Annotated in this window: 16 protein-coding genes and 1 pseudogene; 16 read left to right on the forward strand and 1 reads right to left on the reverse strand. The window is 45.5% G+C overall.

Translation table 11 applies throughout. The features are described 5' to 3' along the window. Nucleotides 1-10 precede the first annotated feature (10 nt). From ACFQ1X_RS12015 to ACFQ1X_RS12090, 16 genes and pseudogenes are all read left to right on the forward strand, one after another. Nucleotides 11-784 carry an SDR family oxidoreductase gene (locus tag ACFQ1X_RS12015; protein ID WP_144839366.1) on the forward strand — a complete coding sequence of 258 codons (774 nt, stop codon included), beginning with the start codon at nucleotides 11-13 and terminating at the stop codon, nucleotides 782-784. A gap of 18 nt (nucleotides 785-802) precedes the next feature. After that, complete coding sequence (locus ACFQ1X_RS12020; protein ID WP_144839633.1) at nucleotides 803-1375, forward strand: TetR/AcrR family transcriptional regulator; 573 nt, start codon at nucleotides 803-805, stop codon at nucleotides 1373-1375. 9 nt (nucleotides 1376-1384) lie between these two features. Further along, nucleotides 1385-1804 (forward strand): acyl-CoA thioesterase, encoded by a 420-nt coding sequence (locus tag ACFQ1X_RS12025; RefSeq protein WP_144839364.1) that lies wholly within the window; start codon nucleotides 1385-1387, stop codon nucleotides 1802-1804. Next, complete coding sequence (locus ACFQ1X_RS12030; protein WP_144839362.1) at nucleotides 1797-3569, forward strand: acyl-CoA dehydrogenase family protein; 1773 nt, start codon at nucleotides 1797-1799, stop codon at nucleotides 3567-3569. Before ACFQ1X_RS12025 ends, ACFQ1X_RS12030 begins: the two co-directional genes overlap by 8 nt. 11 nt (nucleotides 3570-3580) lie before the next feature. After that, nucleotides 3581-4555: a quinone oxidoreductase family protein gene (locus tag ACFQ1X_RS12035; protein WP_144839360.1), complete on the forward strand. Its 975-nt coding sequence runs from the start codon at nucleotides 3581-3583 to the stop codon at nucleotides 4553-4555. Nucleotides 4556-4625: 70 nt separating this feature from the next. Continuing rightward, nucleotides 4626-5558: a ketopantoate reductase family protein gene (locus tag ACFQ1X_RS12040; protein WP_144839358.1), complete on the forward strand. Its 933-nt coding sequence runs from the start codon at nucleotides 4626-4628 to the stop codon at nucleotides 5556-5558. Between the two features lie 96 nt (nucleotides 5559-5654). Continuing rightward, nucleotides 5655-7098 (forward strand): annotated as a pseudogene (locus ACFQ1X_RS12045) (carbon starvation CstA family protein). Between the two features lie 199 nt (nucleotides 7099-7297). Next, nucleotides 7298-7561 carry a cory-CC-star protein gene (locus ACFQ1X_RS12050; protein WP_144839356.1) on the forward strand — a complete coding sequence of 88 codons (264 nt, stop codon included), beginning with the start codon at nucleotides 7298-7300 and terminating at the stop codon, nucleotides 7559-7561. Nucleotides 7562-7584: 23 nt separating this feature from the next. After that, complete coding sequence (locus tag ACFQ1X_RS12055) at nucleotides 7585-8523, forward strand: ArsA family ATPase (RefSeq protein WP_144839354.1); 939 nt, start codon at nucleotides 7585-7587, stop codon at nucleotides 8521-8523. Beyond that, nucleotides 8520-9503, forward strand: a complete 984-nt coding sequence (locus ACFQ1X_RS12060; RefSeq protein WP_144839352.1) for a zinc-binding dehydrogenase — start codon at nucleotides 8520-8522, stop codon at nucleotides 9501-9503. Before ACFQ1X_RS12055 ends, ACFQ1X_RS12060 begins: the two co-directional genes overlap by 4 nt. A 69-nt stretch (nucleotides 9504-9572) precedes the next feature. Next, entirely contained in the window at nucleotides 9573-9881 is a 309-nt protein-coding gene (locus ACFQ1X_RS12065; RefSeq protein ID WP_144839631.1) for a DUF4870 domain-containing protein, read from the forward strand. Between the two features lie 377 nt (nucleotides 9882-10258). Then, nucleotides 10259-10858 carry a protein kinase gene (locus tag ACFQ1X_RS12070; RefSeq protein ID WP_379082718.1) on the forward strand — a complete coding sequence of 200 codons (600 nt, stop codon included), beginning with the start codon at nucleotides 10259-10261 and terminating at the stop codon, nucleotides 10856-10858. A 155-nt stretch (nucleotides 10859-11013) separates the two neighbouring features. After that, entirely contained in the window at nucleotides 11014-11772 is a 759-nt protein-coding gene (locus ACFQ1X_RS12075) for a hypothetical protein (RefSeq protein ID WP_144839350.1), read from the forward strand. Nucleotides 11773-11799: 27 nt separating this feature from the next. Beyond that, a complete protein-coding gene (locus ACFQ1X_RS12080) occupies nucleotides 11800-12027 on the forward strand; it encodes a hypothetical protein (protein ID WP_144839348.1) in 228 nt (75 codons plus the stop codon). Between the two features lie 23 nt (nucleotides 12028-12050). Then, entirely contained in the window at nucleotides 12051-12185 is a 135-nt protein-coding gene (locus ACFQ1X_RS12085) for a hypothetical protein (RefSeq protein ID WP_379082722.1), read from the forward strand. 305 nt (nucleotides 12186-12490) lie between these two features. Next, nucleotides 12491-12664, forward strand: coding sequence for a hypothetical protein (locus ACFQ1X_RS12090; protein ID WP_379082724.1), 174 nt, complete (start codon nucleotides 12491-12493; stop codon nucleotides 12662-12664). A 25-nt stretch (nucleotides 12665-12689) separates the two neighbouring features. On the opposite strand, the gene ACFQ1X_RS12095 is transcribed toward ACFQ1X_RS12090, so the two are convergent. Then, a complete protein-coding gene (locus ACFQ1X_RS12095; protein ID WP_144839346.1) occupies nucleotides 12690-13142 on the reverse strand; it encodes a hypothetical protein in 453 nt (150 codons plus the stop codon). Between the last annotated feature and the right edge of the window lie 47 nt (nucleotides 13143-13189).

Here is a 13189-nt window from a genome sequence, read left to right on the forward strand (position 1 = left end):
GGGGACTAATATGCATGTAATGGATCTTTTTAAACTGGAAGGAAAGACCGCAATTGTCACCGGCGGAGGCCGTGGACTGGGGGCTCAAATCGCACAAGGCTTTGCGGAAGCGGGTGCCAACGTCGTCGTCTGCTCAAGAAAGCTGGAAGCGTGTGAAGAAACAGCGGAACTATTGAAAGAGCTTGGGGTCAAAGCTCTTGCCATGAAATGTGATGTAACAAACGAACAGGACGTGGAAAACGTAGTCCGAAAAACGGTGGAAGAGTTCGGCACAGTGGATATTTTGGTCAATAATTCAGGAGCTACCTGGGGAGCACCTGCGGAAAAAATGCCGCTCGAGGCCTGGCAGAAAGTGATGAATGTCAACGTGACCGGAACATTTCTGATGAGCCGGGCTGTCGGCCAGGTGATGATCAAACAAAAGAGCGGAAAAATCATCAATATCTCATCTGTCGCCGGACTCGGGGGCATCCATCCCGACTTGATGGACACCATCGGCTACAACACGAGCAAAGGCGCAGTCATCACCTTTACGAAAGATCTTGCTGCAAAATGGGGACAGCATAATATTAACGTCAACGCCCTTGCACCGGGATTCTTCCCGACGAAAATGTCTGAGGTTCTCATTGAACGCGGCCGGGAGCAATTTTTGAAACAAACGCCGTTAAATCGCTTCGGCAGCGATGAAGATTTAAAAGGGGCCGCTTTATTCCTGGCTTCCAAAGCATCAGATTATATTACAGGGGATGTGGTCGTCGTTGACGGAGGCATGCATACTCTTTAGGAAACGCGAGGTATGGCAATGAAAGACAGGATCAAAGAGCGAAGCATCGGCCTGTTCGAGAGGAAAGGCTTCAGCGAAACGTCGATTCAGGACATCGTCGAAGCATTGAATGTCACGAAAGGCACTTTCTATTATTATTACAGCAGCAAAGAACAATTGCTGATGGAAATCCATAAAGAATACATCGATGACTTGCTGCAGCGTCAGCGAAGAATCATCGACAGCGGTGGGAGCCAAAAGGACAAGCTTAAAAGCGTCATCCATTTGCTCATTTCCGATATCGCGAGAAACGGCGACAGCGGCAAAGTATTTTTTCGTGAAATGCGGCATCTGACTGAAGACAACGCGACCGATATCAAGAAAAGGCGCGAGCAATTCCGTCATAATATAGAAGAAATCCTTCGGCACGGGGCGGAAAGCGGTGAATTCCGGAAGCAATTGCGTCCGGATATAACGGCACTCGCGGTGCTCGGCATCACCAATTGGACCTATCAATGGTTCAATGCGAAAGGTGAACTGACAGCAGACGAACTTGCTGAAATCTACAGCAGCATTGTATTGGACGGAATCCATACACGAAATGAAGAATGAGGTGGAAAAATGGCTTATGAAACAAATGTGAAAGTGCGTTTTTGCGAAACGGATGCACTCGGGCATATCAGCAATATCAGTTATTTCATTTATCTGGAGGAAGCACGTACCGACTTTTTCATTGACTTGGGATTTGGTGCGGATTTGGAAGATTGGAAAGTCATCATGGCTTCCGCTAAATGCGATTTTGTGCGGCAGGGTTATTACAACCAAAAATTGAAAGTGGTTTCTGAAGTATTGAAACTCGGGCGATCCAGTTTTACGATTGTCCACCGGATTGAAGACGCGGAAAATGGCGAACTGATCGCAAACGGTGAAGCAAGTGCCGTGTACTTTGACTTTAAGGAGCAGAAATCCGAAAAAATTCCGGATCATCTCCGCAGCGTGCTTGAAAAACATCTGGTGAAGGAGACGATAGCCAATGAATAATGAAACTTTAAGCTATCCGGGCGCGGGCTTCTTTTATCAGCCGGCTGACCCGGAGAATGTGTTTACACCGGAAGACCTCAGTGACGAACACCGGTTGATCGGCAAAACGGCCAAGCGTTTTCTGGAAACGGAGATCCGGCCGAACAATGAAAAAATCGAACAACAGGATTTCACGCTGGTCAGAGAACTCATGCAAAAAGCAGGAGATCTTGGCTTGCTGGCTCATAGTGTACCCGAGAAATACGGCGGTCTGGGCCTCGATAAAATCAGTAAAGGCATCGTTGGTGAAAAACTGGGATCCGCCGGCGGCTATGGTGTCGCGCATTCCAATCATACCTGCATTGCGACGCTGCCAATTACGTATTTCGGCACACCGGCGCAAAAAGAATATTATTTGCCGAAACTGGCATCCGGTGAATTTATCGGTGCCTATTGCCTGACAGAACCGGAAGCAGGCTCTGATGCACTTTCAGCCAGAACGACAGCGGTGCTGAACGGGGAAGGCACCCATTATTTACTCAACGGCAGTAAAATGTTCATCACCAATGCGGCCTTTTCGGATACCTTCATCGTCTATGCAAAAGTGGACGGCAAAGCTTTTACGGCTTTTATTGTGGAAAAGGATTTTCCGGGACTGTCACTTGGCGCCGAAGAAGAAAAGATGGGCATCAAAGGTTCGTCTACGCGCACGGTCAATTTCGACAATTGCGAAGTGCCGGTGGAAAACTTGTTGGGATCAGTCGGCAAAGGGCACGTCATCGCTTTGAACGTTCTGAACCTGGGCCGATTTAATTTGGGGTCTGCCTGCATGGGAGCTGCAAAATATGGGCTTCATCTGGCTGTGGCCTATACGAAAGAGCGGAAGCAATTTGGAAAAGCTATTGCGGATTTTCCGGCGACACAGGAGAAATTGGCGTTGATGGCGGTCCGTATCTATGAATCGGAGTCGCTGCAATACCGGACAGCCGGCTATCTGGAAGATGCACTTGGCGGTTTATACTCCAGCGAAGACCATGCACTGATCGCGAAGAGGCTGATGGAATACGCAACAGAATGCGCCGTCTGCAAAGTCCACGGTTCGGAGACGCTCGACTTTATTGCGGATGAAGCCTTGCAATTGCATGGTGGCTACGGCTACATCAAAGATTATAAAGTTGAACAGATGTACCGGGATTCGCGCATCAACCGCATTTTTGAAGGCACCAACGAAGTGAATCGATTGCTGATACCCGGTGGATTACTGAAAAAGGCAGGGAAAGGGAGTCTGCCGTTAGGGGAGTTTATTGCGCAGGCAGTCGCCGAAATCAACAACCCGAAAGTCGGGTCCATCGGAATTATTTCCCGGGAAATAGAAGCGGTTCATGCAATCCGCCGTGTTTTCCTGTTGTCTGCCGGTATGGCGTTCGAGGCATTCGGAGAAAAATTGGCGGAACAGCAGGAAACATTGATGAAACTGGCGGACATCGGCATCCAGCTGTACGCGGCAGAATCGGCAGTGCTGAGGACACAGAAAGCCCTCGATAAAAATGGGGAAGAAAAAGAAACGCTGAAAGTCGATTTGACGAAAGCGCTGCTGGATGATGCATTGCTGCATGTCGAAATGTCTGCCCGGAAAATGCTGCAGGGAATTTCAGGGGGACGTGCGTTAAAAGACAGCATGTCTCTTATCAGCAATGAACTGAACCGCCTCCACGCGGAAGAAAGCAATGCGACAAAACGGAGAATAGCGGCAGCAGTGCTGGAAGCAGAACATTATATTAGCTAGGGGGAAAAATGATGAAAGTAATCAAATTCGAACAATACGGTGGGCCGGAGGTTCTTAAATATACAGAAGAAGAACGGCCGACACCCGGTGACAACGAAGTGCTTGTGGAAGTGAAGGCGGTTGGCGTCAATTACGCGGATACAGCCCGGCGTGAAGGCCAATATGTCGTGCCGACCCCGTTGCCATATGTTCCGGGCTCGGAAGTGGCAGGCGTCATCGCTGAAATTGGCAGCAATGTGAAGCGATTTGGAGTAGGGATGCGGGTGTCGGCACTAATCGAATCCGGCGCTTACGCGGATTTTGTGACGGTTGATGAGAATGTCTTAATCCCTGTTCCAGACGACGTTGATTTTGAACAGGCTGTGGCGTTGCCATTGCAGGGTTTGAGCGCATATCACGTTTTGACAACGATGGGCCGCCTGGAAAAAGGTGAAACGGTGCTGATCCATGCGGCAGCAGGCGGTGTCGGTGCGATTGCCGTTCAACTCGCAAAAATATTTGGTGCCGGGAAAATCATTGCGACGGCCAGCTCCGCTGAGAAGCTGGAACACGCCAAAGCGATGGGCGCTACACATTTGGTGGATTATTCGAAAGAGGGTTGGGTCGATGAAGTGAAAAACATCACCGATAACAAAGGCGTCGACCTGGCACTGGAAATGGTCGGCGGGGAAGTATTCAATAAAACCTTGAAATGCCTGGCTCCATTTGGCCGACTCGTAATTTTTGGTGCCGCCAGCGGAGAACAGGCAGAGTTTCATCCAGGCCAGTTAATGAGAAAGAATCAATCGGTCATCGGTTTTTTCCTGCCACAGATCATGCGAAAACCGGAGCTGTTCCAACAAAGCTTTAAAGAATTACTCGGTTATATGGCAAGTGGTGATTTGAAGCTGACAATCGGCGGAAGCTATCCGCTTTCGGATGCCGCTGAAGTTCATCGCATGCTGCAAAGCCGCAAGACAATCGGGAAATTGGTGTTGAAACCATAGAATTAACAATGATTTATAACGATAGGTGAGAGTTTTAAAATAAAGAGTTACTCCAAAGGAGGGGACAGCAATGAAGATACTAGTCGTAGGTGCTGGGGCAATCGGCGGCTATTTTGGCGGCCGTCTGCTTGAAAAAGGTGAAGATGTCACGTTTCTTGTACGCGACAGAAGAAAGAAAGAACTCGAATCAACCGGCTTGAACATTGAAAGCGTAAATGGCGATTGCCGGCTGACACCGCCATTGATCACTAAAAACAGCAAGGCGCAGGAATATGACGTGGTGTTGCTGTCAACAAAGTCTTATCAGCTCGCAGGAGCTATCGAAGATGTGCGTCCATTTGTCGGAAAAGAGACGATGGTGCTGCCCCTGCTGAATGGAATAGCGCATGTCGATCAATTGGTTGAAGCTTTCGGTGAGCAATCAGTCATCGGCGGTTTGTGTTTTGTGGAAGCGACCCTCGACGAAAAAGGGGCGATTGTCCAGGCAAGTCCGATGAATCAGCTGGTATACGGCGAACGCAGCGGTGAATCCATCGACAGGATCAAGCGCCTCCAAAAGTCTTTTGATGGGACAAAAGCGGATTTTGTTTTGAGCGGTAACATTGAACAGGAGATGTGGCATAAATACCTGTTCATCACCACAATGTCCGGCATCACCACCTTGTTCGAACAGCCAATCGGTCCCATCCGGCAACTCGAATCCGGTCAGCGGACCATTGCAGCATTGCTGAAAGAACTTGAAGAAGTGATGTTGAAATTCGGTGCGCCAGTTGAACCCGGTATCTCCGAAAAACTATTGGATAAGCTCAACAGTATGGGAGAAGGGATGAAATCTTCGATGCAGCGCGATGCCGAAAAATCCGTTCCGATTGAGGCGGACCATCTGCAAGGCTATCTGCTGGAAAAAGCGCATGAACTGGAAGTTGCAGTTCCTGTTCTTGAAACGGTTTACACCAAATTGAAGCTTTACGAAAAAACTGTAAATAATTCACTTCACTTTTAATTGACGGAACATTTAAAAAATTATTTCATTAATCTATTATTAATGGGCAAGCACAAAAGCGCTTGCCTATTATAGAAAGAAAAGGAGTTGAGAGATTTGAATGCTCTTGCCGCCATCGGACTTTTCATCTTTGCGCTAGGTTACCGCTTTTATTCTAAATTTGTAGCAGAGAAAATTTTCCGTCTGGATCCGAATTATGTAACACCCGCCCATAAATTTAAAGACGATGTCGACTTTGTTCCGACCAATAAGTTTATCTTGTGGGGTCACCATTTTACATCCGTAGCCGGAGCTGCTCCGATTCTTGGACCAGCCATTGCCGTCTATTGGGGCTGGCTGCCTGCCGTATTATGAGTAGTCTTCGGTACAGTTTTTGCTGCCGGCGTGCATGACTTCGGGACACTTGTCCTGTCTGTCCGCAACAAAGGACAATCGGTCGGAACGCTTGCTCACCGTTTGATCGGGCAACGCGGGAAAATTTTATTTCTATTCATCATTCTGATTCTTGTGCTTATGGTTAATGCCGTGTTTGCCTGGGTTATCGCGAACTTGTTCATCTCGTTCCCGGCAAGTGTCATTCCGGTATTTATCCAGATTCCGCTTGCAATCTGGATCGGTTATGCCGTGTACAAGAAGAACATTAAAATGCTTGTGCCTTCTCTAATCGCTTTGGTAATTATGTATGGTGCTGCGATTTTCTCAAGCCAATACGAATTTCTTCAAATTGACCTTGTTCGCTATATGGGCGGAGAAGATGCTGCCGGCCTGTTCGGTCTCGGGGCGATTTCGACAGCGTTCTTTATCTGGATTATCGTGTTGATGGTCTATGTTTACATTGATCGGGGAAGGAATCCTGGCATTGATTTCGATTATTGCCGTTATCACATTTTTCCCTGACCGCGAGGCATTCCTGGCCACTTACAGCAGTTTTGCTGCTTCAAGTGGATCCGGTCTTGGGTCATTTATCCAAGGTGCGTCCCAATTGGCTACTGGCTTATTGATTCCTACTGCCGTCGCTTCAACAATCGTTTCGGTTATTGTTGTATCCTTTGCGGCAACAACACTTGATACGTCTGTCCGCTTGATGCGCTATATCATCTCGGAACTGGGTGCTGAGTATAAGATTCCAGCATTGGAGAAAAAACATGTTGCCACTACAATTGCTGTTGTAGCGAGTGCTGCACTTGTATTGATTCCTGAAGGCCCGAATGGTTTCGGTTCCGGTGGATACCTGCTATGGCCGTTATTCGGAACAGCGAATCAGCTGCTGGCAGGAATCAGTTTGCTGCTGGTCTCCATTTGGCTCAGAAAACTTGGCAGAAACTACACGATCACCATCATACCGATGATCTTCCTGATGTTCATGACGCTTTGGGCGATGTTCCAGCAGGTGTTCCTGCAATGGGCATGGTACGCTGCAGCTCCCAATATGCTGCTGTTCGTGTTCGGAGCGATCATCTTTGTCTTCGCCTTATGGATCATTATTACAGCTATCCAGGTTCTGGCCAGTAAAGACAATCCAGCAAATCTCGAAGACTAATAAATAGAATATTCGCGAAAAAGGGATCATACTAAATGTGATCCCTTTCGCATTTTATTGTCCAGACTCCAGTGGCCCAGCTCTTCGGGTCATAAGTCAGTCCAGCTGGGCGGCCAAGGCCACTTCGCTGGTCTGCCTTATGCCTTGCAGAGCTTAACGGGCACTGTCGCATTTCTTATTAATAAGTGAGGTGTTAAAAATGCCGGTATACGACAATCTGGTAAAACTGGTTAAATGGTACGAAGCAGTGCTGGAACATCCGCATAAAACGGAAATCGCGCGGGAGCTGCGGGCAGAAGATGATTTGTTTCTGCTGATGCTTTATTCGGAAATGCTGGGAATCCCCAATCCCGCCTATTACTACACGCTCGAACTGTATCCTTATATGATCGAGGAGTTCCACGACTGGCATTTGCGTATGGGCATGGAAAAATCACCGCTATCCGGAATCCGCTGCTGCTGATTTCAATGAAAAGAGGAATATGAATGGACGTCTTATCAAAAAGCATCATTTTTGTGGGGGGCAAAGGCGGCGTCGGCAAATCGACGTCGGCCGCCGCCATCGCCTCGAAATCCGCTGACAGCGGCTTTAAAACTTTGCTGATTTCGACAGATCCGGCGCATAACGTTGGCGATATCTTCAATCAGCAAATCGGGGGCAATACGACAGAAATTGCCAAGAATCTGTATGCACTTGAAATTGATCCCGAAATAGAAACCGAAAAATACATCAAAGGCGTAAAAGACAATATCAAAGGAACGGTTCATACAAGCATGATGGAGGAAGTGAACCGCCAGCTCGATACGGCGAAAGCTTCTCCGGGTGCGGACGAAGCGGCCCTGTTTGATAAGCTCATCCACATCATTTTGGAAGAGCGCCAGAATTTCGATAAACTGGTTTTTGATACAGCGCCGACCGGCCACACAATCCGCCTCTTGACGCTGCCCGAATTGATGGGTGTCTGGATTGAAGGACTGCTTGATAAGCGGCGCAAGACGAACGAAAATTATTCGGCGCATCTGAATGATGGTGAACCGCGCGAAGATCCAATTTACGATGTGCTGCGGGAGCGCCAGGAGCGGTTTTCAAAAGCGCGCGATATTTTATTGAATGAAGACGAGACCGGTTTTATTTTTGTATTGAATCCGGAACGCCTGCCGATCCTGGAGACAAAAAAAGCGCTGGAATTGCTGCATCAATACCATTTGCATGTCAAAACGCTGATTATCAATAAAGTGCTGCCGGAAGAGGCGGACGGCGACTTTTTGATGGAACGCAAAAAACACGAAAAGAAATACATGGAATTGATCAAGGAAACATTCCCGAAACAGCAGCTGATATACATTCCACTGTTTTCGCAGGACATTATCAGTATGGATCAATTGAAATTATTCAGTGAAAATTTTGAAGGAGGAATAGCGTGAGAGCATTTGTGATTGAACAAGGAGAACTGAAAATAACGGATATGCCAGAACCAACGGCGCAAAAAGGCGAAGTGGTAGTGGCGTTGAAAGCTGCGGGCATCAACCATCGCGACTTGAATCTATTAAAGCGCCATGGCAATAAACCCGAACCGCTCATCATCGGTTCTGACGGCGCAGGAATAGTGGAATCAGTGGGGGAAGGCGTTACGAATGTTTCGGTCGGAGACGAAGTCATCATCAATCCGGCGCTCCGCTGGTTTGCCAATAGTGACGCGCCGCCGCCGGAATTCGATATTCTGGGCATGCCGGATCATGGCACATTTGCAGAAAAAATCGCTTTGTCTGCCGAACAGGTCGAAAAGAAGCTGCCGCATCTGACGTGGGAAGAAGCGGGCGGCCTGGCGCTGCCGGCTATGACCGGCTATCGGGCATTGTTTACAAAAGGGCAGGTTAAAAAAGGAGATACGCTGTTCATCCCGGGAGCGGGGAGCGGAGTCGCCACTTTCCTGATTCAGTTTGCGAAAAATATTGGTGCCCGGGTGATTGTTACATCGAGAAGCGAAGACAAATTGGCGCATGCCAAAGAACTCGGCGCCGATTTGGCTATTGCGACTGACAGTGATTGGGTAAAAAAGTTGGAAAACGAAACGGTCGATCTTGCCATTGACAGCGTCGGGGCAGCGACATTCAACCGTACATTGGATATCGTGAAAAAAGGCGGCCGCATCGTCACTTTCGGTGCCACGACCGATGATGTCGTCGATTTCAATTTGCGGAAATTCTTCTATGGCCAGTATCAGCTCTTCGGCTCAACGATGGGAAGCCGTGACGAATTGCGTGAATTGCTCAACCATATGGAGCAATATGAGATGCATCCGGTTGTCGGCAAAGTTTTCGAACTGGAAGAAGCGCAGGAAGCGTTCGATTATTTGAAAGGTGCCAAGCAATTCGGCAAAGTAATTTTACGGATCAACCAATAATCTGAAACCTGGCTGCAGTTCATCCGTATTAAGGAGTATAAGAACTACCAATACTGGAGGTAATGCATGATGGAAACCAAAGGCTTGAAAGTCCTCGTCCACGCCAGTGCGTTTTTTGCTCCGTTTCTTGTGCCGTTTATCGTATTCCTGATTTCAGAAGACAAAGACGTCAAACGTTTGTCGATCCAGGCTTTGCTGTTCCAACTCGTGATGGGGGTACTGCTTTTCGTTTCAAGCTTGCTCGTCATCATATTGATCGGTATTCCGCTGTTGATCGTGTTGGGCATCGTCGCCGTAGTTATTCCGATTCTCGGAATCATTTCCGCCCTGAACGACGAGTATTTCAGCTACCCGATTGTCGGAAGCTGGTATTACTGAGAAAAGCGATAGCGCCCGTTAAGCTCTGAAAGGTATAAGACAGATCAGCGAGTTGGCTTATGCACGAAGAGCTGGGCGGCTGGAGTCTAGAAAAAAAGTCCTTCGGGGCTTTTTTTTTGCAGAAAACCGTTCGTAAAGGTGTATGGAATAAAATGAACGTTCGTAAAGTGCTTTGACACATTTGCGAACGTTCATTTTATGATTTTTTGGGTGCTTTTGGGGCGTTCGTAAAAGTGTACTTTTACGAACGGTTATTATAAAACTTATTTTTTATTGTTGAAAATAAGTAAAGGGAAATTATGTTAAAATTAATAAAATCAAAATATTCTTATTTATAAAATAAATTTTTGAATTGAGCAAGGAGGGAATAAAATCAGATGAATCAAATCGAAGAAGTAATAAGTAAAGTATCAGAAATAATGACCAGTCAAAACTTCATAGGAATAGGATCTACAAGAAAAGTTTATAGATACAAAAATTTAGTCGTTAAAAAGAATTTGCATAAAATAGGGCACTTGCAAAGCATAAAAGAACAAGAAATGTTCCGTGATTTGAATCTAAAAGGAATGACCCAATATTTAGCGCCTGTATTACATACAGACGAAAAACTGTCTATTCAACCCTTTTATGAGCCATTGCCTCTAAAGAATGGCGAAACGTATAATATCGAACTTGAAACCGATGACCGTTCGACAAATGAACTGAGAGAGGTAATAGAAGAAATAGATAAAAAATACGACGGCTTTGATCTTCTTGACAGTGGCAACTATGGATTGGATCAAGATGGAAAACTGATTCTGATTGATTACGGGATGACGAAAAAGCTATATGAAAATGAGTGGGCTCCGTTAGCAACTGCGGGAATTTTACCGCAGATCTATTTCGAAAGCTGCCAGGTTTGTGGACGAGAAAAAGAACTTAGGATTTATGGGGAGAATGACAGTGATCGCAGGTGTTTAGAGTGTGGCAAGGAATAGTCCATAGTGGCTCGTTATTCGGATTAATACAATAGTGAATTTAGTTTTACATATCATCAATTATAGATAAAGGGGAAGGTGCTGGGGCATGCTTTTAAAGTTATAAATAATGCAAATTCTCTCCTTATATAAATTTCTTTGGAGGTAAAAATCATATGAGAATCAGTGAACTGACTTTAGTGACCATTATGCATAAACCATCCCACGATCCATTATTTATCAGGAAAATATACGAATCCCAAGAAACTATAGAACAAAGCTATCTAGAAAAAATTGCAGTGATTAGTAATGTTACAGATTCTCAAGTAGAGAAAAGTCTAATGGATTTGGATTTTAAGGTTTTTAAAATCGAGAAAAAAGGGGTGGCTCACGCCAGGAGAAGTGCATTGAAAATCGCGATCGAAGTGAGCGAAAACACTCATTTTCATTATTGCGATTTGGACCGGCTTTTGACTTGGGCTACCTATCATCCAAGTGAATTAATCGCCTTAAAGGAGAGTCTGTTTGCATCGAATGCTGACTACATCATTATTGGTAGGACAGACTATGCTTTTGATACACATCCAACTTCATGGAAAAAAACGGAGCAAGTAGCAAATAGCGTTTTTTCGACATTTTGTAATTTTGATGTCGATATCACGGCTGGATCTGCTGGCATGAGTCGGGATGCGCTTCAGGTGATAAATAAACATACAAATGATTCCTATTCTATGACGGATGCGGAGTGGCCGCTGTTAGTTTTTCAAACAGATTCGCTATTAGGTTCTATTAGAGTTAATGGCTTGCGTTACGATGATAATTTGAATGCTTCCTGCAATAGGTCGTCAGAGATAGTGGAATGGGAAAGTAGAATTAACCTGATGAATAGTGTACTTGAAGTAGTTTTCGTAGCGAATAAAACGAAAACTCACTAGTTTTTTCTGATATGAGCCGTCATTTCAATGAGTAGACAGCGAGCGAAGGGAATCAAACGGACGGACTTTGAAGAAGTAGAGGCCAAGTTGCTGGAAAGGTTCGGGGGAGAAGTAAAACGGATGGATACTGATTTGGTGGTTGCTCCGCAATCCCTTAATCAGATTGTCGAGTTGCTTATGGGGCAGAATCAAAAATCCGCGACCTGCAGCAACTCATGGAACAGCAGCCAAAAAATCAGTTGCCAAATCCCGTAGATCATACCGAAGTACTTGCGGACATGAAAACTGAACTAGAAAAGAGCCAGGAACGAGAAGAACAGCTTTTGGCCATCGTCCAGCAGCTGCAAACCGATCTCGACGAATTGAAAAAAGCCCCGGCAAAATCCAAACGGAAGTTTTGGGGCAAAGACTAGGTTTTGAATGTAACTTATGTGCAGTTAAGTTACATTCAAATGATTACTCAGTAAAAGGAAAGAATAAGAAAGTGAGAGAGGATGGCGACGGTGGGGGGTTGCTTCTTCTTACAACGAGCGCATGGGAGATGACTATTACACCATAGGACTAGGGAAATCAAAGAATATTACTGGATTTTTAGTTCAAATCAAAGCTCGATATTAAACGCTCTTCTCTGAAAAGAAATCATTCTTTCCAGAAACCATTAATTGTTATAAAATTTAAAAATAAGTTATATTGAAAAAGACATAGAGGAGGCTTTACGATGAGGACTATTATCAGAATAATAGGAGCAATTATTTTTATTTATTTATTATACAACCTATTCTTTGTCGCTTCAGAAGAAAGGTCTAATGCTTTAATAATGATTTCCGGAGCCCTAGCTTTTGTTTTGTACTTTATTTCTTTTAAATATTCAAAAGAGCAGCAGAACAGGTGATACCACCTGTTCTGCTGCTCTTTTATCAATAACGTGTAACCGAATGTCTAGGGACTCCCCAACCAGTGTAATTGACCCAATGAGTTCCATCAAAAACTCTTTCATTTACTTGATATGTGTAAGTAAGTGATATTCTGTATCCTGTATAACCTGTCAATGAAGCGTAAGCTCCTGTCAGGAATGAGAGTCCCGAAGCCGCTAAGATATAGGGATGAGATCTCCCGAGTTTTTTGATAGCAGCTTCTTTAATTTTAGCACCACTAACAGCTTGCCCAGCAGCTGGCAAACCCCCCACTGTCATTAGATTACTTGCTGTAACGTAGATGGTTTCTGTCTTTTTAGCTCCTTTGTACGGATACCCATTCCCTCCATCGCCCGGTGTAACAGAATTAATGCCGACTGTTGAAGCAGAAGCAGCACTGACTGTAGCAAACGAGGTAACTATTGCCAATAATAATATTAAAATCTTTTTGTACATTTTCACCCTCCTCCATTTGTTATAATTAAGTTACTATAACTTGTATA

The sequence above is a fragment of the Metaplanococcus flavidus genome, from assembly GCF_042675885.1.
Classification (GTDB): Bacteria; Bacillota; Bacilli; order Bacillales_A; family Planococcaceae; genus Planococcus; species Planococcus flavidus.